The 24219-nt window shown below is 70.0% G+C and carries 23 protein-coding genes and 2 pseudogenes; 19 read left to right on the top strand and 6 right to left on the bottom strand.

The window, feature by feature from the left end; translation table 11 throughout:
- Positions 1–230 (top strand): annotated as a pseudogene (locus ACWDEW_RS48030) (hypothetical protein); the annotation flags it as partial.
- 64 nt (positions 231–294) lie between these two features.
- Here ACWDEW_RS48030 and ACWDEW_RS48025 read toward each other — a convergent pair.
- On the bottom strand, positions 295–939 hold the full coding sequence (locus ACWDEW_RS48025) for a helix-turn-helix domain-containing protein (protein WP_450522570.1): 645 nt from the start codon (positions 937–939) through the stop codon (positions 295–297).
- Between the two features lie 196 nt (positions 940–1135).
- Between ACWDEW_RS48025 and ACWDEW_RS48020 the strand changes: the two genes are divergently transcribed.
- The 17 genes from ACWDEW_RS48020 to ACWDEW_RS47940 all read left to right on the top strand — a co-directional run bounded on the left by ACWDEW_RS48020 (position 1136) and on the right by ACWDEW_RS47940 (position 16640).
- On the top strand, positions 1136–1657 hold the full coding sequence (locus ACWDEW_RS48020) for a flavin reductase family protein (protein ID WP_450522569.1): 522 nt from the start codon (positions 1136–1138) through the stop codon (positions 1655–1657).
- Complete coding sequence (locus ACWDEW_RS48015) at positions 1654–2538, top strand: MBL fold metallo-hydrolase (RefSeq protein WP_450522568.1); 885 nt, start codon at positions 1654–1656, stop codon at positions 2536–2538. The genes ACWDEW_RS48020 and ACWDEW_RS48015 overlap by 4 nt, the downstream gene beginning before the upstream one ends.
- Before the next feature lies 1 nt (position 2539).
- Positions 2540–3760 (top strand): amidohydrolase family protein, encoded by a 1221-nt coding sequence (locus ACWDEW_RS48010; RefSeq protein WP_450522567.1) that lies wholly within the window; start codon positions 2540–2542, stop codon positions 3758–3760.
- Between the two features lie 88 nt (positions 3761–3848).
- The gene (locus tag ACWDEW_RS48005) at positions 3849–4628 is read left to right on the top strand and encodes an ABC transporter ATP-binding protein (protein WP_450522565.1); all 780 of its coding nucleotides are present in this window, start codon (positions 3849–3851) and stop codon (positions 4626–4628) included.
- The gene (locus ACWDEW_RS48000; protein WP_450522563.1) at positions 4625–5494 is read left to right on the top strand and encodes an ABC transporter permease; all 870 of its coding nucleotides are present in this window, start codon (positions 4625–4627) and stop codon (positions 5492–5494) included. Before ACWDEW_RS48005 ends, ACWDEW_RS48000 begins: the two co-directional genes overlap by 4 nt.
- Positions 5495–5544: 50 nt before the next feature.
- On the top strand, positions 5545–6717 hold the full coding sequence (locus ACWDEW_RS47995) for a hypothetical protein (RefSeq protein ID WP_450522561.1): 1173 nt from the start codon (positions 5545–5547) through the stop codon (positions 6715–6717).
- Positions 6717–8093, top strand: a complete 1377-nt coding sequence (locus ACWDEW_RS47990; RefSeq protein WP_450522559.1) for an FAD-binding oxidoreductase — start codon at positions 6717–6719, stop codon at positions 8091–8093. The genes ACWDEW_RS47995 and ACWDEW_RS47990 overlap by 1 nt, the downstream gene beginning before the upstream one ends.
- Positions 8090–8863: a creatininase family protein gene (locus ACWDEW_RS47985; RefSeq protein WP_450522558.1), complete on the top strand. Its 774-nt coding sequence runs from the start codon at positions 8090–8092 to the stop codon at positions 8861–8863. Before ACWDEW_RS47990 ends, ACWDEW_RS47985 begins: the two co-directional genes overlap by 4 nt.
- A 13-nt stretch (positions 8864–8876) precedes the next feature.
- Positions 8877–9308, top strand: coding sequence for a cupin domain-containing protein (locus tag ACWDEW_RS47980; RefSeq protein WP_450522557.1), 432 nt, complete (start codon positions 8877–8879; stop codon positions 9306–9308).
- Entirely contained in the window at positions 9305–10855 is a 1551-nt protein-coding gene (locus ACWDEW_RS47975) for an amidase (protein ID WP_450522555.1), read from the top strand. Before ACWDEW_RS47980 ends, ACWDEW_RS47975 begins: the two co-directional genes overlap by 4 nt.
- Positions 10848–11612 (top strand): cysteine hydrolase family protein, encoded by a 765-nt coding sequence (locus ACWDEW_RS47970; RefSeq protein ID WP_450522554.1) that lies wholly within the window; start codon positions 10848–10850, stop codon positions 11610–11612. The genes ACWDEW_RS47975 and ACWDEW_RS47970 overlap by 8 nt, the downstream gene beginning before the upstream one ends.
- The gene (locus tag ACWDEW_RS47965) at positions 11609–12676 is read left to right on the top strand and encodes an acetamidase/formamidase family protein (protein WP_450522552.1); all 1068 of its coding nucleotides are present in this window, start codon (positions 11609–11611) and stop codon (positions 12674–12676) included. Before ACWDEW_RS47970 ends, ACWDEW_RS47965 begins: the two co-directional genes overlap by 4 nt.
- Before the next feature lie 111 nt (positions 12677–12787).
- Positions 12788–13132 (top strand): response regulator transcription factor, encoded by a 345-nt coding sequence (locus tag ACWDEW_RS47960; protein WP_450522551.1) that lies wholly within the window; start codon positions 12788–12790, stop codon positions 13130–13132.
- A 476-nt stretch (positions 13133–13608) separates the two neighbouring features.
- Positions 13609–13953 (top strand): hypothetical protein, encoded by a 345-nt coding sequence (locus ACWDEW_RS47955; protein ID WP_450522549.1) that lies wholly within the window; start codon positions 13609–13611, stop codon positions 13951–13953.
- Between the two features lie 130 nt (positions 13954–14083).
- On the top strand, positions 14084–14542 hold the full coding sequence (locus ACWDEW_RS47950) for a MarR family winged helix-turn-helix transcriptional regulator (RefSeq protein ID WP_450522547.1): 459 nt from the start codon (positions 14084–14086) through the stop codon (positions 14540–14542).
- Positions 14543–14619: 77 nt separating this feature from the next.
- Positions 14620–15987, top strand: coding sequence for an MFS transporter (locus ACWDEW_RS47945; RefSeq protein WP_450522573.1), 1368 nt, complete (start codon positions 14620–14622; stop codon positions 15985–15987).
- Between the two features lie 95 nt (positions 15988–16082).
- A complete protein-coding gene (locus ACWDEW_RS47940; RefSeq protein WP_450522546.1) occupies positions 16083–16640 on the top strand; it encodes a cysteine hydrolase family protein in 558 nt (185 codons plus the stop codon).
- Positions 16641–16676: 36 nt separating this feature from the next.
- On the opposite strand, the pseudogene ACWDEW_RS47935 reads toward ACWDEW_RS47940, so the two are convergent.
- The 3 genes and pseudogenes from ACWDEW_RS47935 to ACWDEW_RS47925 form a co-directional block, all read right to left on the bottom strand.
- Positions 16677–16871: pseudogene (locus ACWDEW_RS47935) on the bottom strand (IS110 family transposase); the annotation flags it as partial.
- A gap of 253 nt (positions 16872–17124) precedes the next feature.
- Positions 17125–17733 carry an IS3 family transposase gene (locus ACWDEW_RS47930; protein WP_450522571.1) on the bottom strand — a complete coding sequence of 203 codons (609 nt, stop codon included), beginning with the start codon at positions 17731–17733 and terminating at the stop codon, positions 17125–17127.
- Positions 17734–17870: 137 nt separating this feature from the next.
- Entirely contained in the window at positions 17871–18173 is a 303-nt protein-coding gene (locus ACWDEW_RS47925; protein WP_450522575.1) for a transposase, read from the bottom strand.
- 469 nt (positions 18174–18642) lie between these two features.
- Between ACWDEW_RS47925 and ACWDEW_RS47920 the strand changes: the two genes are divergently transcribed.
- Positions 18643–20265 (top strand): peptide-N4-asparagine amidase, encoded by a 1623-nt coding sequence (locus tag ACWDEW_RS47920; RefSeq protein ID WP_450522545.1) that lies wholly within the window; start codon positions 18643–18645, stop codon positions 20263–20265.
- Between the two features lie 67 nt (positions 20266–20332).
- Here ACWDEW_RS47920 and ACWDEW_RS47915 read toward each other — a convergent pair whose 3' ends face one another.
- Both ACWDEW_RS47915 and ACWDEW_RS47910 read right to left on the bottom strand, forming a co-directional pair.
- Complete coding sequence (locus ACWDEW_RS47915) at positions 20333–22777, bottom strand: SpoIIE family protein phosphatase (RefSeq protein WP_450522543.1); 2445 nt, start codon at positions 22775–22777, stop codon at positions 20333–20335.
- Between the two features lie 678 nt (positions 22778–23455).
- Positions 23456–24169 (bottom strand): DsbA family protein, encoded by a 714-nt coding sequence (locus tag ACWDEW_RS47910; RefSeq protein ID WP_450522541.1) that lies wholly within the window; start codon positions 24167–24169, stop codon positions 23456–23458.
- Between the last annotated feature and the right edge of the window lie 50 nt (positions 24170–24219).

Genomic DNA, 24219 nt, shown 5'->3' with positions numbered 1-24219 from the left:
GGATCTGTGAGGGCCGGGGGGTGAAATTCCCCCCGGCTACTCGACCTCATGCTGCGTCGGTCCTGGAGGGCGCCCGCAAGGTCGCGGTCGGCTCCAGGGTGCCCTACGGCGTCTACGAGTCGGACACCGGCATGAACCACCTGGACCCGCTGTTCGCCGCGACGGACCACAACACGGCTACCCGCAGCCTCGCGGAGTTCCTGCGCACGGAATCCTCCGCGGCCCACTGAAGCGAAGCTGAACCGGGACGACGCGGGCCCCCGCCCCCCTCAGCCGCGTCCCGCCATGTCCGCATCAGGGGTGGTGGTCGGCCTCGCCCGTCGCGTTCTGGACGCTGAGGAGCCGTACCTGTGAACCGTCACCGACCGCGCGCCAGCGGTGGGGAGTCCCTCCGCGGTAGTAGATGCTGTCTCCGGGGCCGAGCACGTGGAGACGGGGTCCGTCCGCTGTCTGCAGGTCGATCTCGATCTCACCGGTAACGACGTAGACGAACTCGTCACTCGGGTGGTCGAAGTACTCGTCGAACTGTTCCCCCACCCCCGTGTACTCCACGGGGTGGACGGGGTAGGCGGGGGCCCCGAGCATGCGTGCCGTTCCGCCGCCGCGGTTGGCCACGGGCAGGCCCTCGTGCGAACGCATCAGGTGGACCGAGTCGGCCGAGGTGCCGGGATGCGGCACCGCCGCCACGGTCATGAGTGCTTGCTGGGTGGTGCCGAGGGCGCGGGCGATGCGGTGCAGGGACGACATGCTCGGGCGGGTCAGCCCTCGCTCCAGCTGGCTGAGGAACGGGTGGGAGAGCGCGGCGCGCTCGGCCAGTTGGACGAGGGTCAAGCCCCGTTCCTTGCGCAACTTGCGGATCGCGCTGCCGAGTTCGGCGCGCAGAGGCGCGTCCGTGTCCCCGGTGGCGGGCGACGGGCTGTGGGCGGGTTGGGCCGGCATGGCAGGAATCCTAAGGGGCGAGGCCAGCGGGCCGTTTCGGCCCCGGAGACGGACAGGAGGAGGTTTTACGCCGGTGAAACACCGAGGCCCTACGCTCAATGTTGATGGCACGAACATTCTAGGTGTCGTCGAGTCCATCGAGTAGCACGGGTCGTACGTGCCTCCTCGTCCCGCCCAGCCCCAAGGGAGCCCCCTCATGGCCGCGGCCACCTCCGACCGTTCCGTCGCCTGCCCGCCGGACTCCGCCTTCCTAGACGCCATGGCCGCCCTGGCCGGGGGCGTCTGTGTCGTCACCGCCGTGACCCCGGAGGGGCGCCCGGTCGGCTTCACCAGCACCGCCGTGATGAGTCTGAGCCGCGAACCGCGACTGCTGGCCATCGGGGTGGGCCGCGGCGGCCGTTCGCTGCCCGCGCTGCTCGGCGGCCGCAGGTTCGCGCTGAACATCCTGCACTCCGGCGGCGAGCATGTCTCCCGGCGCTTCGCCGACCGCACCGGCGACCGGTTCGCGGACCTGGAGTGGACGCCCGAGGCGCGCGGCGGGCTGCCGCTGCTGCTCGCGCACAGCTCGTACTCGGTGCTGTGCCGCGTCACACGCGACCTCCCGGCCGGGGACCACCACCTGATCGTCGCGGCCGTCGAGGACGTGGTGACCGGAACCGGCGGACCGACCGCGCTCGTGCACCACGACCGCCGCTACCACGCGCTCGGTGCCGCGTGAGTGGCCCCGACTGGTTCCAGGTCACCGAAACCGGCCCGGGCGCCTTCCTGATCGGCGAGCCCGGCCACGTCAACAGCTACCTCCTGCTCGGCGACGAGACGGCCCTGCTCTACGACACGGGCATGGGCATCGCCGACATCGGCGAGCGGGTGCGGCGGCTGACCGGGCTGCCGCTGCTCGTCGTCAACTCGCACCATCACTTCGACCACCGAGGCGGCAACGCCTCCCTGGCCACGTACGCCGAGGACATCGCCGTACACGCCGACGGAGCCGCCCTGCACACGGCTCCGGCCCCGTACGAGTGGCTGGAGGCGTACGCGCACCTCGCGCACGACCTGCGCAAGCGGTACGAGGAGTTCCACGTCCTGGACGCCGGCGGCTTCTTCCTGACGGACTCCCGCGTCGAGGTGCGGCCGATCCCCGACCTGGCCGACTGGCGCATCGAGGCCGTACGCCCCACCCGGCTGCTGCGCGAAGGAGACGTCGTCGATCTGGGCGGGCGCCGCCTGGAGGTGCTGCACACCCCGGGGCACTCCCCGGACGGCATCTGCCTGTGGGAGCCGGAGACCGGGCTGCTGCTCGCCGGGGACACACTGATCAGCGGTACCTTCTTCGCCCATGTGCCGGGCGCCGACGTGGCCGCCTTCGCCGACTCGACGCGCCGCCTCGCGGAGTTGCCCGTCTCCACCGCGCTGCTTGGCCACAATCTGCGGCACCGGGAGTCGGCGGACTTCGTGGGCCGGGTCGCCGAGGCGTTCGCGGCCGTGCGGGACGGCCGCACCCGTCCGTACGCCTCCACCGACATGTTCGGCGTCCCCGCACGCCGCCATGACTTCGACGGTTTCGCGGTGCTCACCGCGCCGCACGGAACGGACCGCTGACATGCCACCTCTGCTCCTGCGCGGCGCCCGGCTGCCCGACGGAGACGTCCGCGACCTTCTGCTCGCCCCGGACAGCGGACTCGTCGTCCGGGTCGCCCCACCCGGCGTGCTTCCCCCGGGCCCTCAGGAACTCGACCTGACCGGGTACCTGCTCCTGCCCGCCCCCGCGGAACCGCATGCCCACCTGGACAAGGCTCTGACCTGGGACCTGGCGGGCGCCCTGCCCGGAGACCTGCTCTCGGCCGTCACCGCCTGGCGCGCGTACGCCGCGCGGGTCACCGAGGAGGACGTGTTCCAGCGCGCAGGGCGGGCCGTCGACGAGATGTGTGCGAACGGTGTGACGGCCGTCAGGAGCCACGTGGACCTCCTGACGGACGACGGCAGCTACGGCACCGGTGATCCGCTGCGCGGCCTGCGCGCCCTGCTCCGGCTGCGCGGACAGCTCCGGGGGCGGGTACGGCTCCAGATCGCCGTCCTGCACATCGATGCCCCGGACGAGCTGCTGCACGAGGCGCTCGAACTCGGTGCGGACCTGCTGGGAGGCTGCCCCCACCTGTCCGCCGACCCCGCCGCCTCCGTGGAACGCACCCTGCGCATCGCCGCCGAGCACCATGTCGGGGTCGACCTGCACGCGGACGAGACCCTCGACCCGGGCGCGGGGGACCTGCGCCTGCTCGCCCGTGCCGTGCGGGAGCGTGGCTTCGTCCCGGGTGTCACCGCGAGTCACTGCGTCAGCCTGGGCGCGATGGAGCCGGACGAGGCGGCGCGTACGGCCAAGGAGGTCGCGGCTGCCGGGATCGGAGTGGTCGCCCTCCCGCTCACGAACCTCTACCTCCAGGGCCGAGGCCGTCCGTCGTCCACTCCGCGCGGCCTCACCGCCGTACGCGCGCTGCTGGACGCGGGCGTGAGGGTCGCGGCCGGCGGTGACAACATCCGGGACCCGTTCAACCCCGTGGGCCGGGCGGATCCGCTGGAGACCGCGTCCCTGCTGGTCACGGCCGGTCATCTCGCCCCGGACGAGGCGCTGCACGCGGTCACCGCGGGCGCCCGCGCCGTCCTCGGCCTGCCTGCGGCGGGACCGTACGAGGGGGCTGTCGCCGATCTTCTGGCGGTGCGTGCGCGGACGGTGTCGGAGGCGCTCGGCGCGTCCTGTCCCGAGCGGCTCGTCCTCGCCGGGGGGCGGCTGGTCAGCCGTACGTCGGTGGTCCGCGAACTCTACTGAGGGCGGTCATCGCCGGGTCCTGGCGAATGGATACGGCCGTGACACTGGCTGGAAACAATCAATGTTCATGCTATCAACATTCCGCACTGTGGCACTGAAGGGAGCTGATGTGCCGACCATCACCGAAGAGACGCTCGACGCGACGCTGCGATTCGAGAGCGTCGACAAACACTTCGCCAACGGGACCACCGCCCTGACCGGCCTCGAACTCTCCATCGCCCCGGGTGAGTTCGTCGCCGTCGTCGGTCCCTCAGGCTGCGGCAAATCCACCCTGCTCCGCCTCGCCTCCGGCCTGGACACCGCTTCCGGCGGAACGGTCCACGCCCCCACCGACTCGGTCGGCTACGTGTTCCAGGACCCGACCCTGCTGCCCTGGCGCACCGTCCTCGCCAACGTCGAACTCCCCGCCGAACTCACCGGGACCCCGAAGGCCGAGCGGCGCGAGCGGGCCCTGGACGCCCTTCGGCTGGTCGGCCTGGAGGGCTTCGAGAAGCAGTTGCCGGGGCAGTTGTCCGGAGGCATGCGGATGCGCGTGTCCCTGGCCCGCGCCCTCATGACCCGGCCCTCGCTGTTCCTCCTCGACGAACCGTTCGGCGCCCTCGACGAGATGACCCGCCTGCGCATGCAGGAGGAACTCCAGCGCATCTACGCCGAGACCGGCTTCGCCGCCCTGTTCATCACCCACTCGGTGACCGAGGCCGTCTTCCTGGCCGGCCGGGTCGTCGTGATGTCGGCACGCCCCGGGCGGATCACCGCCTCCTTCGACGTCCCCTTCCCTCATCCCCGCCCGGCCGAGCTGCGCTACGACCCCGAGTTCGGCCGCATCGCCGGCGAGGTCTCGGCGGCTCTGCGAGGAGGTCTCCAGTGAGCGCCGACATCACCGCCCCGGCCGAAGTGGCCGTAACGGCAGCGCAGTTGACGAAGACCGCGAGGCAGGCCCGCCGGCGCCGGATCCGGCCCTCCGCGGTGCTCACCCCGCTCGGCTCGCTCGGCGTGGCCCTCGGCCTCTGGTACGCCGCGAGCTATCTGCTGCTCAGCCCCGACCGACGCTTCCTTGTCCCGCCCCCGCAGCAGGTGCTGACGGTTTCCTTCCTCGACTGGACCCATCTGCAGCCGATGCTCCAGGCGCTGTGGCTCACGGCGCAGGTCGCGCTCGTCGGGCTGCTCATCGCCTCCCTGCTGGGGGTGACGGTGGCGGTACTGATGAGCAGGGCCCGCTGGCTGGAGCGCTCCCTGTACCCCTATGCGGTCATTCTGCAGACCGTGCCGATCCTCGCGATCGTGCCGCTGATCGGCCTCTGGTTCGGCTTCGGCTTCACCAGCCGGGTGGTCGTCTGCGTTCTGATCGCCCTCTTCCCGATGATCGCCAACACCCTGTTCGGCATCCAGTCGGTCGACCGCACCCACCACGACCTGTTCACCCTCCAGCGGGCGAGCCGCTGGGCCCGGCTGCGCAAGCTCGAACTGCCCGCCGCCCTCCCCTCGGTCTTCACCGGTCTGCGCACCTCCTCCGGCCTGTCGGTGATCGGTGCGATCGTCGGTGACATGTTCTTCAAGCAGGGCGAACCCGGCATCGGGACCCTGCTCGACGTCTACCGCTCCCGGTTGCAGTCCGAGGACCTGTTCGCCGCGATCATCCTCGCCTCGTTCTTCGGCGTCGCGGTCTTCGCCGTCTTCACCCTCGTGGCCCGCCTCGCCGTGGGCTCCTGGCACGCCTCGGCCGACCGGCCGTAGCCCGCTCCCGCCTCTCCCTCCTCCTCACTCGTCCCTCAGGGAGTTCAGTCATGCCCTCTTCACACAGACGCGTCGCCATCGCGGGCGTTTCCTCCGTAATCGCCCTGGTATCGATCACGGCCTGCGGCGGTGGCTCCACCGCCTCCACCGGCTCCGCCGACAAGCTCCAGGCGGCTCCCGCCGCGCAGAACCTGGCCGGCGTCTGCCCCAAGACGGTCGTCGTCCAGGTCGACTGGGAGCCCGAGGCCGAACACGGCCCCCTCTACAACCTCGTCGGCCCGGGCTACACCGTCGACTCCGACAAGAAGCGCATCACCGGACCGCTGGTCATCGGCGGCAAGGACACCGGCGTCGACATCCAGATCCGGGCCGGCGGCTCCGCCATCGGCTACCAGACCGTCCCCTCGCAGATGTACGTCGACAAGAGCATCACCCTCGGCACGGTCACCACCGACGTGGCGATCACGGCGTCCGCCAAGCAGCCGGTCACGGCCGTCGCCGCGTTGATGAAGAAGAGCCCGCAGGTCCTGATGTGGGACCCCGCCACCCACCCCGACTGGAAGGCGATCGCGGACATCGGGAAGTCGAACGCGAAGGTCGTCTACGTCAACGGCAGCACCTACGCCTCGCTGCTGGTCTCCAAAGGCCTGATCAAGAAGAGCCAGCTGGACGGCAGTTACGACGGCGCGCCCGCCCGCTTCGTGTCCAACCCGGGCATCGCCCAGCAGGGCTTCGCCACCGCCGAGCCGTACATCTACCAGCACGAGGTGTCGGCCTGGAAGAAGCCGATCAAGTACCAGCTGCTCGCGGACGTCGGCTACAACGTCTACCCGGAAGCCCTCTCGGTGCGCAGTGGCGAGCTGAAGTCCCTCAGCCCCTGCCTGAAGAAGCTCGTCCCCGTCCTGCAGCAGTCGACCGCCGACTACGCGGCCAAGCCGTCGGCGACCGTCAAGCTCATCGCCGACCTGGTCCAGCAGTACAACACCGGCTGGGTCTACTCCGAGGGCACCGGCACCTTCGCCGCGAAGCAGATGGTCAAGCTCGGCATCCTCGGCAATGAGGCCGACGGAAGCGTCGGGAGCTTCGACACGAAGCGTGTCGCATCCGCCCTGAAGACCTTCACCCCCCTCGTCGAGCAGAGCGGCGCCAAGGTCAAGGCGGGACTGACCGCGCAGGACCTGGCGACCGACGAGTTCATCGACCCCTCGATCGGACTGAAGTGATGACGACCGGAAACCTGACCGCACTCACCGAACTCGTCGACGACGGACGGGCTTTGGGCCTGGCGGAACGTCGTCCCACGCCCGGGATCGAGGAGTTCTGCGCCGAGGCCGCCGAACTCCTCGGCACCGACGGGGTGATCCGCGACCCGGCGGCACGGGAGAAGGCCTCCTGCGACTGGGCTCACATGTCGCCCATCCTGTCCGCGCGCCTTCCCGCCGGCCACGCCGAGGCCGTCCTGCGCCCCACCGCGCACGAGCAGATCCCGGGCATCCTGGCCCTGGCCCACCGCCACCGCATCCCCCTCACCCCGCGCGGCAAGGGCACCGGCAACTACGGCCAGGCGATCCCCCTGTACGACGGCGCGGTCCTCGACCTCACCGGCTGCGGCCGGGTCCTCGACGCCGGCGACGGCTGGATCCGCGCCGAGGCCGGGGCGAGGATGTCCGACCTCGAAGGCCACGCCCGCACCCTGGGTCAGGAGCTGTGGATGTTCCCGTCGACCTTCGGCACCACGGTCGGCGGCTTCCTCTCCGGCGGAAGCGGCGGCACCGGGTCCCTGGTGCACAAGACCAACAGCGACGGTTTCGTACGGGAGTTGACGGTCGTACCGTGCACGGCGGACGCCGAGCCTTTCACCGTGAGCGAGACGGACGCACTGCCGTACATCCACGCCTACGGCACCACCGGGATCATCGCCACCGCGACCGTACGGCTCCAGCGGGCCCGCACTTGGACGGGCCTCTTCGCGGCCTTCGCCGACTGGGCGTCCGCCACGGCCGCGCTGTCGGCGCTCGTACGCCTCGAACCGGCACCGCGCCTGGCCTCGCTGGACGAGGCCGGCCTCGTGGGGGTCTACCCGCCGGACCCCGCGCTGGACCCCACGGCCCTGAGTGTGCGCGCGATCATCGAGGAGGAGGCCGTCGACCAGGCACGAGAGATCGTCCGGTCGCACGGCGGCAGCGTTCTCGACATCCGGCCCGCACCGGACGGCCCCGCGCTGATCAGTTCGATGTCCTTCAACCACCCCACCTACCACCTGATGAAGGCCGAGGACGGCTGGTTCCACCTGGAGATCGGCGGCGATGTCCTGCTCGGCGACACCACCGAGATCCGGAAGGTCTTCCCGGACACCCTGCTCCACCTGGAGGGCATGCGCTCCGGCACGGTCGGCATGCTCATGGCCCGCTACCAGGACGAGCAGACCGTGTACGCCGGCACAGCCGCCCTGGAAGCCCTGGGCGTCCGCGTGCACAGCCCGCACAACTGGTACGTCGACCGCCGCCTCGACCTCGTACGGGAGACGGCCCGCGCCGCCGACCCGCTCGGCCTGCTCAACCCCGGCAAGATTCCCGCCACTTCGCAGGAGACGCCGTGACCTTCACCCGGTTCATCGACCTCAGCGGCCCGGAGATCGAGCGGTTCGGCGAGGACACCGTCGCCGTGCTGCCGGTCGGCGCGATCGAGCAGCACGGGCCCCATCTGCCCGTCGCCACCGACTACTACATGGCCGAGGCGGTCGCCGAGGGCGCCGCCCAGCTCGCGGGGGAGAGCTGCGACGTCACGCTGCTGCCGGGCCTCGCCTACACCAAGTCCGACGAACACGCCTGGTCCGCAGGCACGTTGTGGCTCAGCGCCCGGAGCCTCCTGTCCGTCCTCGACGATCTCGGCCGCTCCCTGGCCGCAGGGCCCATCCGGCGCCTCGCCTTCCTCAACGCGCACGGCGGCAACAGTGCCCTGCTCGGCGTGGCCCTGCGCGAACTGCGCACCCGCCACGGCCTGCGGACCTTCCTGCTGCACGCCTCGCTCCCCGCCGACCAGGGCGGCACGTCCACGGCCACGGAGCACGGCATGGGCGTGCACGGCGGACTCAAGGAGACCGCCGCCATGCTCCACCTCCGCCCCGACCTGGTGGACATGAGCCAGGCCCGCCGCAGCGTCCCCGAACACCTCACCGCGTACGAGCACATCGGTTTCGGCAAGCCGGTGTCCTTCGGCTGGACCAGCGACGACTTCGCCACCGGCAACGGCCTCATCGGCGATCCCACGGGAGCCACGCCCGAACTGGGCCGCAAGCTTGTCGACGCGTCGATCGCCGCAGGCGCGGCCGCCCTGCGTGAATGCGCCCGCTTCCTGCCCAACCGCTGACCGGGAGCCCTCCATGGCCAACCCTCCGCTCCACACCCCGCTGCGCGAGATCACCGCCCACCACATCACCGCCGGGGACACCGTCAAGCTCGCCGTGCTCACCGGCCCCCGGGACGGCTCGCCCACCACGGTCGTCTTCGAGGTCTGGGAACCGGGCGGCGCCCAGCCCCTCAACTGGCACCCGGAGTCCGTCGAGACGTTCGTCGTGCTCGCCGGCCACGGCCGCGCCGCCAGCGACGAGCACGAGCGCGACCTCGCCCCCGGCGACGTCCTGGTCCTGCCCGTCGGCTCCAAGCACCGCATCGTGAACACGTCCGCCACCGAACGCCTCTACACCCTCACCGTGATGGCCCCTGACGAGGGCTTCGCGGATCTCATCGAACGTGGACCGGTCGCCGCCCTGGACGAGCAGGATCTGACCGTCCTGCGAGCGGGAACGCCATGAGTATGGATCTCCTCGCCGCCTTCTGGGCCTACGAACAGGCGCTCGCCGCCAACGACTTGACCGGGCTGGACCACTGGTTCCTCGACGCGCCCGACACCCTGCGCGCCGAGGGCGACAACGTCCTTGTGGGCCACACCGCCATCGCCGACTTCCGGCGGGGGAGGGGAGGGGCTCCCGCCCGGGTGGTCGAGCGGGTGCACGTGGTCCGTCCGGCGGCGGGGGCCGCGGTCGTGACCGCCGAGACAAAGCGACATGACGGTACGCGCGGGCTCCAGACGCAGGTGTGGCAGCACACCGACGCCGGGTGGCGGATCGCCGCCGCGCACGTGAGCGCCGTATCCGCGCCGACGCCGGACGACCGCCCGGACCCGGCGGTGTGGCGGGTGTCCGACGGGCCGCTCGTGGCGTCCACCGGTCAGGGCCCGCTGGCCCATGTCGGCCTCGCGGTGAAGGACCTGTTCGCGGTGGCGGGACAGCGCGTTGGTGCGGGCAACCCCGCCTGGCTGGCCGAGGCCCGCACGGAACCGCAACACGCGGACGCCGTAGGGCAGTTGCTCGACCAGGGTGCCGAACTCGCCGGCATCGCCCAGACCGACGAACTCGCCTTCAGCCTCGCCGGCACCAACACGCACTACGGCACCCCCGCCAACCCCGCCGCACCCGGCCGGATCACCGGCGGCTCCAGCAGCGGCCCGGCCGCCGCCGTGGCCCGCGGCTGGGCGGACCTGGGGCTGGCCACCGACACCGCCGGCTCGATCCGCGTGCCCGCCTCCTACTGCGGCCTGTACGGCTGGCGACCCACCCACGGCGCCACCCCCGACGGGGGCCTGCTGGCGCTGGCACCCTCGTTCGACACCGCCGGACTCCTCGCCCGCGATCCCGTCCTGCTGCGGACGGCGGCCGATGCGTTGCTGACACCGGGGGACACCATCGCGCCGATCACCAGGTGCATGGTGGACGAGGAACTGGTCTCGCTCGCCGAACCCGAGGTCCGCGCCTCCTTCGAGGCTGCCTGCCGGGCACTCACCCTGCGTACCGAGCTGCCCCTGACGCGTACCCGCACCGGAGCCGCCGAGCACCTGGAGGAATGGTTCGCCGCCTTCCGCACCGTCCAGGCCGCCGAAGCCTGGGAGCAGCACGGCGCGTGGATCACCCGTCATCCGGACGCACTCGCCCCGGACGTCGCGGCGCGTTTCGAGAACGGCCGCCGGGTGAGCGCGGCCGAGCGGGCGCAGGCGGAACAGGTCCTGTCCGACGGGCGGAAGACGCTGGACGCCGTACTTCCGCCCGGGACCGCCCTGCTACTGCCGGCCACGAGTGGTCCCGCCCCTCTCGCCGACGCGCCGCCCGAGGAGGTGGAGGCCGTCCGTGCCGCCACCCTCCGGCTGACCTGCCTCGCCTCCCTGGCCGGACTCCCGGCGGTCGTGGCCCCGCTGCTGCGGGTGCGCTCGCTTCCCGTGGGCCTGTGTGCGCTGGGCGCCCGGGGCACCGACCGAGCCCTGCTGGACTTCATCATCACCGATCCGAGGAACCCCGCGCATGCCTGAAGCCCACGGCCTGATCGGACCCAACTCCCGCAACGCCTGGCGGCCGGACGGCAAGACCGTGGTACTGGCCCGCCCCCAGCGCGACCCGCACCCGGTCACTGTCGAGGCACTCCCACAGACAGTGACCGCCGACCTCGCCGCGACCGCGCTGATCGTCGTCGACATGCAGAACGACTTCTGCTCGCCCGACGGCTGGCTCGCCTCCGTCGGCGTGGACGTGACCCCCGCGCGTGCTCCCATCCCCGTCATCGCCGGCCTGCTGTCCCCGCTGCGAGCCGCCGGCGTCCCCGTCATCTGGCTCAACTGGGGCAACCGCCCCGACCGGGCCAACCTTCCGCCGGGCGTTCTGCATGTCTACGATGCGGACGGCACCGGCGGCGGCATCGGTGCTCCGCTCCCGGGTGGCCGGGTACTGGAGCGGGGTAGTCCCTCGGCCGCGATCGTCGCCGGGCTGGATACCGCGGACGGCGACCTCCATGTCTCCAAGTACCGGATGAGCGGCTTCCAGGACACCGAGCTGGACAGCGTGCTGCGCAACCTGCGGGTCGACACCCTGCTGTTCGCCGGCGTCAACGCCGACCAGTGTGTCCTGGCCACCCTCATGGACGCCGCGAACCTCGGCTACGACGTCGTCGTGGTGGAGGACGCGGTGGCCACCACCTCGCCCGCCTACTGCATGGACGCCACCCTTTACAACGTCCGCCAGTGCTTCGGGTTCACCCTCACTGCCGGAGCCCTGCGGGAGGCCCTGAAGTGAAGCTCCTCCAACCCGGACTCGGTCTCCTGGACGGTGACCACTACCTCCCCGCCGACCCCTCCCGCGTGCACTGGGGCCTGCTGCCCAACGCCACCGCGAAACCGGCGCTGACCGTCCGCTCGGGCGAGACCGTCACCTTCGACACCATCAGCCACGAGGGCATCCTCGAAGACCAGGGCCGCGACCCGGCCGCCTTCTTCGGGGCGGCCGGCATCGCCCCGAACGGCCTGCTGCACGACGCCGTCGAACTGGCCGCCTCCGCACGCGAACACCTGCCGCACACGCACGGCCCGCACGTCGTCACCGGACCCGTGGCACTGCACGGCGCACGGCCCGGCGACGTCCTGGAGGTCGAGGTCCTGACCCTGCTCCGCCGCGCCCCCTACGGAGTGATCAGCAACCGGCACGGCAAGGGTGCCCTGCCCGGCGAATACCCGCAGACACCCGAGGGCGAGCCGTCCAGCCTGGTCGCGACCGTGGGCGAGGACGGCCGGGGCCGGCTCCCGGTCGGCGACGGCCGCCAACTCGCCTTCCCGCTCCGCCCGTTCCTGGGCATCATGGGCGTCGCCCCGGCCACCGAATCCGCCGTCCACTCCGTCCCGCCCGGCCCGCACGGTGGGAACATCGACGTCCGCCATCTCGGCACCGGCGCCCGCCTCTTCCTCCCTGTCCAGGTCCCCGAGGCCCTCTTCTACGTCGGCGACCCGCACTTCTCCCAGGGCGACGGCGAAGTCGCCCTCACCGCCTTCGAGGCACCCCTGCGCGCCACCCTCCGCCTCACGCTCCACACGGACCCGGCCACCCGCTCTCTGGCCGCCCGGCTGCGTGCACCCTTTGCGGAAACACCGTCAGAGCACATAGTGCTGGGCCTCGACCGCGACCTCGACGAAGCCCTGCGCAACGCCGTACGCGACGCACTCACCCTCCTCACCGACCAGTACGGCGTCCCGGGCCCCGTCGGCCTGGCCTACCTCAGCGCGGCAGCCGACTTCCACGTCTCCCAGGTGGTCGACATCGTCAAGGGCGTCCACGGCCGCATCTCCAAGGCGGACCTGATGTGCTGAACCGTTGTCGGCCGAGGGCCGAGCTGACGATTGCGGCCGGTGAATTTCCCGCATGGAGTTGAGAGTCGTACTTATTGAGCTCGTCTTCCGGAATGGCGTGACCACGAGCGGATGATCAACGTCCGCGCGGCCGGGCGCCGGACGCGCCGGCCAGGTGCCGACGGAGTCCGGCCCGGCCCACTGACCCGCGCACTCATCGGCGCCGTCCGCGAACAGCGCACCCCCTACCCCCTTGACCAGCACACCGGGTCCGACACCTTCACCGGACGCGAACGCGACGTCCTCCTCGCCGTCGCCTCGGGCTGGTCCAACGCCGAGATCGCCGCCCGGCTGTGCATCGCCCCAGCCACCGGCAAGTCTCACGTCAGCCACATCCTCGCCAAGATCCGGGCCCGCTCCCGCGTCCAGGCGGTGACCTACGCCTACGAATCCGGCCTCGTACAACCGGCGGCCTGACGGCTATTCAGTTCGAGCGTGCACGATTTCTTCACAAAAATGAGGGCGTAAATATGCGTGAAGGTTCAAGTATTTACATTAGGGTCCGATCGTGAAAGGCCCGAAAGAGTTCCGTCCTTCTTCTGGTCTCGCCGATCTGGCGAGTCTGATCCGATTTCCCGCCGCCCTCGGTGCCCCCGGTGACGTTCTTGCCGGCGCTGTCGCTGCGGGTGAGACGCCCCGTCCCCGTATTGTCGCCACGATGGCGTCGTCCGTCGCCCTCTAGCCTCGATCTTGCATGAGGGTCCCTCGGCAAGCTGAGGGACCCTCATGCAAGATCGAGGCTAATGCGAAAGATCAACTGCAAAGAGCGCCAGACCTTGGCGGAAGCGAGCACTTTAAGTCTGGGGTGAATGTAGGGGTCAGTCGCCATCGGGAGTACGTCGTGCCTGGTCAAAAAATTGGTCGATTACTTTCGGTAGTTCTCCCTCGACCTGGTGCGCGACTTCGCCGATGTCGGGAGGGATCTCATCAAGAGAGGTTCACGCCACTGTGATTCCTGCTGTGATCTTTTCGACGGTTGGAACGATGACATCCGGGCCTTCGAGGCGCACGCGCGTCTCCAGGGAGCGGAGTTCAGGCACCTTGGCGCCCATCTGCTCGAACGCGCGACGGATCGCCTGGTCGGTTGGATCTACCGGAACTGGCTCAAGGGCGTTCATGGCGTCGTCGACGAACGAGAGAAAGGCTGTGTACGCCTGAGCTCGGGGTTCACGACGCTCTCGGACGTGCTCGCTCTGAAGTTGATCCCGTTGACGCTCGCGTTCAGCCTCAAGCTGTAGGCGTGTTTGCTGCAGGCTGTCCAGGCCCTGTGGGGCCCTCGTCATGGTGTGAACGGAGATGTGTGATCTTGTGAGCGGAGATATGTAGGCTCATTTGCGCAGCCTGGACTGCGCAAGTTAGCCTGAGTGTATGAATGAGATCGTAGGCACCACCGGCGGAGTGTCCGAATCGGCCGTACTCGCAGCGCGCGAGGTCCGTGTGGTCTTCAGCCGGCTGAGGCGCCGCCTGCGCGAGACCTACGACCGCGGCGAGCTCACACCGTCGCAGACGTCCGTCCTCAGCCGTCTGGACAAGGACGGCGAGGCGTCGGTCAGTGACCTGGCGGCCGCCGAACGGGTCCGCCACCAGTCAGTGGCCACCATTACGGGCGCCCTGGAAGAGCGCGGTCTGGTCGCCCGCCGTCCGGATCCCCAGGACGGCCGACGTCAGCTGGTCTTCGTCACCGACAGCGGCCACGCCTTCCTGGAGGACCGCCGCCGGGCCGGTGAGGGCTGGCTCGCCAGCGCGCTGGAGGAGCAGTGCACCGAAGAGGAGCGCCGGATGCTTCTCGAGGCAACCGCCCTACTGGAACGGATCGTGCGCTCGTGAGCGGCGTCCTGCACAGGTTGCGTCCCAGCCGGGGCAAGCGCCCGTACGACGGGTTCGACCGTCGTCTGCTGGCCCCGATGATGACGGGAGCGGCCCTCAACCCGGTCAACTCCTCCATCATCTCCGTCTCCCTGGTGCCGATCGGCGCCGCCTTCGGGGCCCCGCCGTCCCAGACCGCATGGCTGATCTCCGCCCTCTACCTGGCCACCGCCATCGGACAGCCGGTGGTGGGCCGGCTGATCGATCTCTTCGGGCCTCGCCGTCTGTTCCTGGCCGGGACCGTACTGACCGGCATTGCCGGCGTCGTCGGCATGCTCGCCCCCAGCCTCGGCGTCCTCATAGCCGCACGGGTACTCCTGGGCTTCGGTACGTGCTCCGGCTATCCGGCGGCCATGTACCTCATCCGCAGCGAGGCCCGGCGCACCGGCCACGAGAGCCCCGCCGGCGTCCTCACCGCTCTGGCCGTCACCACCCAGACCATCGCAGTGATCGGCCCCAGCCTCGGCGGCCTGCTGATCGGCGCCGGCGGCTGGCGCGCCACCCTGGCCGTCAACATCCCCCTCGCGATAGCCGGTCTCTACCTCGGCGCCCGCCGTATCCCCGTCACCCCTGGCTCCCGCCGTGCCGACGGGCACCGTCCGGTGAGCGACCTGGACCTGCCGGGCATGGGCCTGTTCTCCGCAGCGCTCGTCTGCCTCCTGCTGTTCCTGATGAACCCGGGCGTCGGTGACTGGTACCTACTGCTCCTGGTCGTCGCCGCGGGCGCCGGCTTCGCCTGGCGGGAACTGTACGCACGGCAGCCGTTCATCGACGTACGCGTCCTCGGCGGCAACCTGCCGCTGCTGGCCACCTACGGGCGGACCCTGCTCTGCTACATCGTCACCTACGCCTTCCTGTACGGCTACACCCAGTGGACGGAGGAAGGACGCGGCCTCTCCGCTTCGCAGGCCGGCCTGATGCAGCTGCCCCTGTTCGCCATCGCGATCGTTGTCTCCACCCTCACCGGACGACGCCAGGCCGTCCGCAGCAAGCTCCTGGTCGGTGCTCTCGGCCAGATCGCCACCTGTGCGCTGCTGCTCCTCCTGCACTCCGACAGCCCGGTGTGGATGCTGCTGGCCGTCGTGATCGTCCTCGGCATCCCGCAGGGGCTGAACAGCCTTGCCCTGCAGAACGCTGTCTACCACCAGGCCGACGCCGACCGGATGGGCTCCTCTGCCGGGCTGCTGCGCACCTTTGGTTACCTCGGCGCCATCATCGCTTCCGCCGCCAACGGCGCCTTCTTCGGCGAGCACGTCACCACCGGTGGACTGCACCATCTCGCCTTGTTCATGCTTGCCGTCAGTGTCCTGTTCCTCGTGGTCACCGCCGTCGACCCCTCACTGCGCCGCATCGGGCGCGAAGCCGACGACCTCGCCCAGAGCGAACCCCCGCGCCCCGGCCGGTAACCGACGGCTGCCGGGCCCCGTGCCCGAAAGGATCCGCCTCGCGGCGCCCCGCCGCGCAGGATGACCCATCCCACCCCGACACCAAGGATGAACCCGTGCCCAACTCCGCCCTGCTCGTGATGGACGTACAGAAGGCCATCATCGGCCGCGTCCCCGACCTCGACCCCGACTACACGCCCCGTCTCGCCCGAGCCGTCACCGCTGCCCGGGCTGTGGGCATTCCGGTGGTGTACGTCGTCGTCGGCTTCCGCGCGGGCCACCCCGAGGCCAAGTCCAGCCCGATGTTCAGCGCCCTGCCCGAGGACGCCTTCATCGATGGCGACCCTGGGGCCGCCATCCACCCCGACGTCGCGCCCCGGCCCGGCGAGAGCATCGTCACCAAGAAGCGCGTCAGCGCCTTCACCGGCAGCGATCTCGACCTCGTCCTGCGCGGCGCCGGCGTCAACCACCTCATCCTGACCGGTCTGGCCACCAGCGGTGTCGTCCTGTCCACCCTGCGCCAGGCCGCTGACCTCGACTACCGCCTCACCGTCCTGGCCGACGGCTGTGTTGATGGCGACCCCGAAGTCCACCGGGTCCTGACCGAGAAGGTGTTCCCCCACCAGGGCGCCATCCTCACGAGCGTCGATGCCTGGGTCTCGGACCTCACCTGACGTCTCCATCGCGCGCGGCAGCCGGGCGCGGAGGAACGAGGCCAGGGTGGCGCCGTAGGAGCCGGTGCCCTCGACCCCGAATGCGAGCACCTTGCCGAACGAGGTTGCCCAGTCCAGGAGTTGCTGGAATCCGCCGGTGTCCGTGGGGATCGTCAATGTCGCCAGGATTCCGCCGATGGTGTCCATAACTGCCGCGACGTGCACGTGCTTGTGTGTGTCGACGCCGATCACGACGTGCCCAGATCTGTGCTGCTCGTTGGTGTTCACCGCGTTCCTTCCGGCCGGTGGCGTGAGCTGCACGCTGTCGCCGGTCGGACGGACAGGACTGTCACGGGGACGCTTTGACGAGTTGGCTCCAGGCTCCTATCAGGTCACGTCCGGCTGGCGGCAGCGCTTGCTGCGTGCCCGGCCGGACGGTCGACAGATCAACGCCAGGACACCCGCAGGGTCGGTCGTAACAAGAGTCAGACCGCCTCGGCCGGGACTACCCGATCCTTGCGGGATCCGGTGCCAAGAGACTGACAGTCGTAGGCGTCGTCGACCGATCTGATCGAGGCGGCGATGCCGGCTGCGTCCAGATGCTCGGCGAGCCGGAAACTCGTATATTGCGACCCGGCGACGCTGAGTGGTGGATCAACTCGCCTGGCTGAACCAGGTGTTGGTCACGGTCGCGTTGCCACACGGCAATCTTCAGAGCGTCCAGGACGAAGACCGTTTCCTTCACGGTGGCCGCGGGCCAGCCGACGATCCGGCGGGAGAACGTGTCCACGCCGAAGGCGACGCAGACGACTCCGGCCCAGGTCTTCACGTGGGTGAAGTCCGCGACCCCGCAGCGGTTGGGGGCGGCAGCGACGAAGTCGCGGTCCAGCAGGTCCGGCGCCCGTGCGGCCTGCCCGCCGGGCAGCGTGGTGATCACCTTCTTGCCGCCGACGGCGCCGGTGATGCCGGGTTCGCGCATGAGGCGCTCGACGGTGCAGCGGGCCACGTCATGTCCCTGCCGGTTTGGTTCGCGCCAGATCTTCTCGGCCCCGTGGACGCGGTAGTTGGACGTGTGGACCTCTTGTATGTGCTCTTTGAGTTCCTCGTCGCGCAGGGAACGGGCGGAGGGAGCTTGGAGGCGTTTCTTGTGGGCGTAGTAGATGGAAGGGGCGATCTTGCAGTCGTGCCCGGTGAGGGTTCTGCAGATCGGCTCGACGCCGCCGAAGCGGTACCGGTGCTCATCGATGAACGCTACGAGCGTGTGTGTGGCCGATCGAGCTCGGCCGCGAAGAAACTCGCTGCGGCCTTGAGGATCTCGTGGGCCCGCTTCAGTTCGGCGTTCTCCTTCTTCAACGCCTTGAGCTGGGCGGACTCCTCCGTCGTCGTCCCCGGACGCGTCCCCGTATCGATCTCGTGCTGCCTCACCCAGTTCCACGGCGTCTCGCCCGAGCCGGTGCCGAGCTTCCCGGCCACCGCCTGCAGGGCGGCCGTCTCGTTCGGGTAGCCGTCACTTCCCTCGGCGAGCATGCGCACCGTGCGACGGCGGGACCTCAAGCGGGTAACGGGAAGGTCGTGCCATGACTCGATCCTTTTATGAAATCGAGTCTCCATTCGAACCAGGGCGCTTCATGTGTGCGGAGTGCCCGGCGGGGTCTTGGTCTGCTGGTGGCACACGGGCCATGCGTCGCTGACCAGCGTAAGTAATGCGCCGCTCCAGTCAGGTTGGCTCGCCGGTCCGGGAATGGTTTGCATCTTGAATGTCTCTGCATGCGAGCAGTCGATGGAGTTGTTGGTCCAGCCGGTACCGGAGAGCCCTGTGAACGACAACACGATGTTCTGACCGCACTGTCCGGCATCCCAGGGGCACGAGTCACGCTCCGTGCAGGTGTCCGCGGGCGCACCGTGCGCCATGGGTCGGGAGTGTTGCCATACGGTTTCGTCCGGTGGTCGATTGGTCAAGACCTCTTCAATCCTCCCCGGCACGTCTGGTGACGCCACGGCACAGGTGGGTTCACTGCGCTGCATGGAACATCTGACGACCCGCGGTCGACTGCGCCGGACGGTGCTCGCTCTCGCCGCTGCGGCCGCCTCGCTCGGCCTGACCCTGGGCGCGGCTCCGCCCGCCGGGGCCATGACGGTGCCGGCCGAGTTCGGCACCGATTACCACGACCCGCTCACCGCCGCCCCGGCCATCGCCGCCCCGCACACCAAGTCCTGTTCGGTTACGGTCGCCGAGGCGAAGTTCAAGGACTTCACGCCCTATACCGGCACCTACAGCCCTCCCACCGGCTGCGGCACACCGGGCCGCTGGTCGAAGGTCGTCCTGCGTATGGACGGCAGCGTGGCCGGTCGGCAGTACGACCGGCTCGGGTATCTCGACATCGGCGGGGTCGAGGTGTTCCGCACGTCGACACCGGAACCGTCGCAGGACGGCATCGACTGGTCGGTGGAGAAGGACCTGACACGGTACGAGAAGACGCTGAGCGGTGAACAGTCCGTCGACATGCTCATCGGCAACGTTGTCAACGACACCTACACCGGTGTTCTCGACGTCAAGGTCACGCTCACCTTCTACGCCCCCGAGCCGGACCGGACTCCGTCGGCCACGTCGGCCCCCGACCAGGTCATCCCGCTCAGCGACGCCGACAGCGTGACGACCGGCGCCAGGCTCACCACCCCGCGCAACTCCGAGCGGATCCTCGCCGAGGTGTACGCGACCGGATCGGGCGGTGGCTGCGAGGAGTTCTGGTACTCGGCGGTCACGCCGTCGGCGTCGTACTCCTGCCAGGGCGGGGACGACGGCCCGTACCGCGAGGTCGAGGTCAGCATCGACGGGAAGGTGGCCGGGATCGCCTCGCCCTACCCGAACGTGTGGACCGGAGGCTGGTCGCCGTACCTGTGGTCGGTGCTCCCGTCGCCGACCGCGTTCGACGTACGGCCGCTGGAGTTCGACCTGACCCCCTTCGCCGGTGAGCTGAACGACGGCAAGGCGCACACCGTGGACGTGTCGGTGGTCGGGGTGCCCAGCGGGCAGACCGGCTGGAGCGCGCCGACGAACATCCTGGTGTGGCAGGACGCCCACAAGTCGGTGGTGACGGGCGCGGTGACCTCGTACAAGACGTCGTCCGCGCCGAAGGTGACGAACACCTACGAGGACGGCTCCCTGCGCAGCCTGGTGACGGAAGGCGCGCACAGCCTGAAGGTCTCCGGCTACCTCGACACCTCCCACGGCCGGGTCACCACCACGGTCGACCGGTCCCTGACCACGGCGATCACCCACCACTGGACCCCGGACGAGAACACCGACAACCAGACCGGCCGCTGGACCGACGCCCAGAAGGTCACCGTGAGCGGCCACACCTCCCGCACCGACCGCACGTACACCCTGGACGGCCGCTCGACGATCGACACGGACAACCGGCTCCGTGTGATCATGTCCATCGACGACCACGCCCGCACGGACGGCATCCTCAGCGACGACAAGTACGCCGGAGACGCGACGTTCACGCTGGGCGTGGCCCGCGCGGACCGGCACGCCGTGGCGACGACGAGCGAGCGGTACCGGCTCCGCGGAGCCGGGGTGTGCTACGACCACACACTCGCCACCGAACAGGGTGTCCTGACCAAGGACGTACGACGCTGCTGACCATGGGCAACGGAACGAGCCCGAGGGCGTGTTGCGCCGTCGTCGACGATCGCCGAGCGGCGGCGCATCATGGTCCCGGTGTTCCGGTGGGCAGTGCCTGCTCCGCCCAGATGGTCTTGCCGGTGGGTGTCTGACGGGTGCCCCAGCGCTCGGCGATCTGAGCGACGAGCAGCAGCCCGCGCCCGCCCTCGTCGAAGACACGTGCCCGGCGCAGGTGCGGCGCGGTGCCGCTGCCGTCGGAGACCTCGCAGATGAGTGTGGAGTCGCGGATGAGGCGCAGCACGACGGGGTCGGCGCCGTAGCGGATGGCGTTCGTGACCAGCTCGCTGACGATCAGCTCGGTGGCGAAGGCAGCCTCCGTCAGCCCCCAGACGGCCAGTTGCTCGCCCGCCATCTTGCGGGCCCTGGCCACGGCCGCGGGATCCCTAGGCAGCTGCCAGGTACGTACTTGGCCGGCGTCGAGCGCGGCCGTGCGGGCCAGCATCAGCACGATGTCGTCGCCGGGACGTTCGCTCAACACGGTGCGCAGCACCTCGTCGCAGGTCTCCTCCAGCGGTGCGGCCGGTCCACTCAACGCCTCGCGCAGCAGGCTGAGTCCTACGTCGATGTCGTGGTCGGCCGCCTCGACCAGGCCGTCGGTGTAGAGGGCGAGCAGACTGCCTTCCGGCATCTCCATCTCGACGGATTCGAAGGGCAGGCCGCCGAGGCCGAGTGGCGGCCCGGCCGGCAGATCGACGAACCGCACGTCGCCGTCGGGGGTCACCACGGCGGGCGGCGGATGTCCGGCGCGGGCCATGGTGCAGCGCCGGGACACCGGGTCGTACACGGCGTACACGCAGGTGGCCCCGACCTCTCCCGATGTGTCCTGTACCCGCCCGCGTGCCTCGGGGCCCTCCTCCCGGTCGAGCCGGATGACGAGATCGTCCAGCTGGGTGAGCAGCTCGTCGGGAGCGAGGTCGACGTCCGCAAGGGTGCGTACGGCGGTCCGCAGCCGGCCCATCGTGGCCGAGGCGTGAATGCCGTGGCCGACCACGTCGCCCACGACGAGGGCGACCCGGGCGCCGGACAACGGGATCACGTCGAACCAGTCGCCGCCCACGTCCGCGCCGGAACCGGCCGGCAGATAGCGGTAGGCCACCTCCATCGCCGCCAGGTCGCGCGGCTGGTCGGGCAGGAGACTGCGCTGGAGCGCGAGTGCCGTGCGGCGTTCGCGGGTGTAGCGGCGGGCGTTGTCCACGCTCACCGCAGCCCTGGCGACGATCTCCTCCGCGAGCAGCAGGTCGTCTTCGGTGAAGGGCTCAGCCGTCCGGTGCCGCAGGAAGTGCACCAGGCCCAGGGTCACCCCTCGGGCGCGCAGCGGTACCAGCATCAGCGAGTGGATCATGTACTTGGTCACTGTCTCGGCGCGGGCCTCGGAGGATCTGATCCACGCCTGGATCCCCGGCTCTCCCGCCGTGTGCCGTGTGGCCCGGCCGCCGATGAGGGTCCGCATCGGCGGCGTCCCGATCGGGTAGACGAGCAGGCCGTCCGTGGCCACCACCGATTCCGGACAGCCGTCCAGCACCGACCGCTGGGCGGTGCGGCGCACTGTGACGGGCCTGTCGGGCGGTACCGGTTCCGGCTCGTCGTCCCGCGCGACGGACTCCAGCAGGTCCACCGTGACGAAGTCGGCGAACCCGCTCACGGCCACGTCGGCCAGTTCCTCGGCCGTCCGGGACACGTCCAGGGTGCTGCCTATGCGCAGTCCGGCGTCGTTGAGGACCACCAGACGCCGGCGGGCCCAGTACTGCTCCGTGGTGTCGAAGACGGCCGCGGACAGCCCCTGTACCGTGCCGCCCTCATCCTTCAGCGGTGAGATGAACATGGACCAGGCGTGGTCCCGGGTCTCGCCGGGGGCCTTGCCGTGGTCCTCGTGGAACACCGTCTCCCCGGTGCGCAGGACCTGCCGCTGAAGGCGGTCGTACTCGTCGAACGGGGGACTGGGCTCGATCTCCCACAGGGTCTTGCCCCTCATCTCCGAGACGGTCATGCCCATCACCTGGGCCATGACCGCGTTGGCGGCCACCAGCCGGGCCTTGAGGTCGTAGACCGCCACCGGCACGGGGAGCTGCGCGAGCGTGAGATCCCAAAGGGCCTCCGACCCCGGCTCGGGCTGCTCCGCCATGATGGCCGGTGCGGCTCCCGTCACGAGCCAGAGGCGACCGGGTCCTGCGTCTGCCATCGGCGTGCCCTGCAGCCGTACTACGACACGGTCTCCGCCCCGGTGCCGTAGCGCCACCTCACTGGCCACACGCTGGCCGACGGCCACGTGGCGCCGCGCGGACTCGGGCAGGCGGGCGGCGAGGAGTTCGGCGGCCGGCCGGCCCACGACCTCGGCGGGTTCGTAGCCGAGCAACTGCTCAGCCCCGGCGCTCCACACCATCACCACCCCGCTGGCGTCGATGACGACGGCGAAGTCCGGCGGTACGCGTCCCCCCGCTGCGCCTCCGGATGTGACGCCCCTATCGTTCATGGGCCTCATATCCTCGCTCCAGACCGATCAGGGTGGGGCAGGGCCTTCGGCTCCCTCTTCGGTATCTCGCGCCACCGCACTCCCACGAGAGAAGATCCAGCGCCGCGCCCTCCCACGCCAACCTCGCCGCGTACGGCGAACCCGGCCGGGCTCCGTGGTCCGAGCCGGCCCCACTTGTCCCGCGAACGCTCCGTTGGCAGCCGAATTCCATGACGTACCTTTCCTCGGGTCCAGTCTGGCATCGGGACGCCCACTCTGCGGGTGGCTCGACGGTTCTTGAGTACGGGCAGGCCGGACGGCAGCCGTCCTTCAACTCCGAGGTCTGATCACGAACGGTGACTTCGCGAGCTGCTGGATCCTCCACGCGGCCCGTGGAGGGCGCCGGTCTGTTGGACGCGCCGAGGAACGCCCGACACCGCAGCGACGGGCTGTGGTGATTACGGTTTTCGGGAATTGATTGATGTGGCAAAAGGGGCATGTCAATCAACTTTCCAGATCCTCCGCAGGCTCCGCCCCTCGGTCGTCGTCCCGGCCGTACTCGTCGGCGCCCTCGCCGTCACCAGCGTGAACGGGCTCACCGAGACGCCTCACTCGTCACTGGGCCAAGCCGTCCAGCCGGTCGACAAGGACACGCCCACCGACGGCATGAGCTACGACATGCCTCCGGTGGAGCACCGCTCACGCGACCGCACTGATCACTTTTGTCAGGTATTGGTCGAAGAGGTCTGCCTTGTAGAGGAGCCCGCTGTACTCGACGGGGATCCGGTACCCGTCTATTTCGGCAGTAGGTGTGCCGGGGCCCTCGTGCCCGTTGTAGTGCCCGGCCGCGGCGAACACCTTCTCGGAGGAGTCCACGAAGTCCTGGTACTTCATGGACGTCACCGCAGTGTCGAAGGACGGGCTGCGCAGCCCCGTCACCTTGCTCGCCAGTTGCAGGAGGCGCGCGTCGGTGAAGCCGTCGACCTCCTCGGAGGGTTGGTTCTGGTAGAGGACGGCGTGGTACTCGGCGAATTTCCCGCTTGCCACTGCCGCCCGCAGCGCGTTGACCGCCTTCTTCGACCCGTTCCCTCCCAGCCGCGGGTCCAGGAACGACGCCATCGTGTACTCGACCTGGACCTTGTGCCGCAGAACCCACTTGGTCAGGACCGGGCCGCCGCCCGTGGTCTCGAACTCTCTGCAGTACGGGCAGCGCGGGTCTTCGTAGAGGCGCACGGTCACCGGCGCCTTGGGGTCGCCCACCAGAATGGTTGTGCCGTCCGGTTCCACCTGCTCGGGTGCGTCAGCCAGCCGTGGGTAGTCGCTCTTGCCTTTGGTCTGTTGCCCGTTGCCGTCGGCGGCGATCGGGTGCCGGGACCCGCAGCTCACGAGTGCCGCGCCCAGCACAGCCGTCACCTGGAACCTCCGAGGATGCCCCGGCCTTCAGGCCGGGGAGGAATCGGACT

It is taken from the genome of Streptomyces sp. NPDC001100, from assembly GCF_053598575.1.
Note: the sequence above shows the minus strand (reverse complement) of the source record. Positions and strands in the feature narration are given on the sequence as shown.

Bases quoted from the DNA above. Each gene is read 5' to 3' on its own strand.
- ACWDEW_RS47995 (WP_450522561.1), top strand. From the start codon at position 5,545: ATGCCCTCTTCACACAGACGCGTCGCCATCGCGGGCGTTTCCTCCGTA.
- ACWDEW_RS47920 (WP_450522545.1), top strand. From the start codon at position 18,643: ATGGAACATCTGACGACCCGCGGTCGACTGCGCCGGACGGTGCTCGCT.
- ACWDEW_RS47960 (WP_450522551.1), top strand. From the start codon at position 12,788: ATGATCAACGTCCGCGCGGCCGGGCGCCGGACGCGCCGGCCAGGTGCC.
- ACWDEW_RS47945 (WP_450522573.1), top strand. From the start codon at position 14,620: ATGATGACGGGAGCGGCCCTCAACCCGGTCAACTCCTCCATCATCTCC.
- ACWDEW_RS47990 (WP_450522559.1), top strand. From the start codon at position 6,717: ATGACGACCGGAAACCTGACCGCACTCACCGAACTCGTCGACGACGGA.
- ACWDEW_RS48010 (WP_450522567.1), top strand. From the start codon at position 2,540: ATGCCACCTCTGCTCCTGCGCGGCGCCCGGCTGCCCGACGGAGACGTC.
- ACWDEW_RS47975 (WP_450522555.1), top strand. From the start codon at position 9,305: ATGAGTATGGATCTCCTCGCCGCCTTCTGGGCCTACGAACAGGCGCTC.
- ACWDEW_RS47915 (WP_450522543.1), bottom strand. From the start codon at position 22,777: ATGAACGATAGGGGCGTCACATCCGGAGGCGCAGCGGGGGGACGCGTA.
- ACWDEW_RS47950 (WP_450522547.1), top strand. From the start codon at position 14,084: ATGAATGAGATCGTAGGCACCACCGGCGGAGTGTCCGAATCGGCCGTA.
- ACWDEW_RS48025 (WP_450522570.1), bottom strand. From the start codon at position 939: ATGCCGGCCCAACCCGCCCACAGCCCGTCGCCCGCCACCGGGGACACG.
- ACWDEW_RS48020 (WP_450522569.1), top strand. From the start codon at position 1,136: ATGGCCGCGGCCACCTCCGACCGTTCCGTCGCCTGCCCGCCGGACTCC.
- ACWDEW_RS47970 (WP_450522554.1), top strand. From the start codon at position 10,848: ATGCCTGAAGCCCACGGCCTGATCGGACCCAACTCCCGCAACGCCTGG.
- ACWDEW_RS47980 (WP_450522557.1), top strand. From the start codon at position 8,877: ATGGCCAACCCTCCGCTCCACACCCCGCTGCGCGAGATCACCGCCCAC.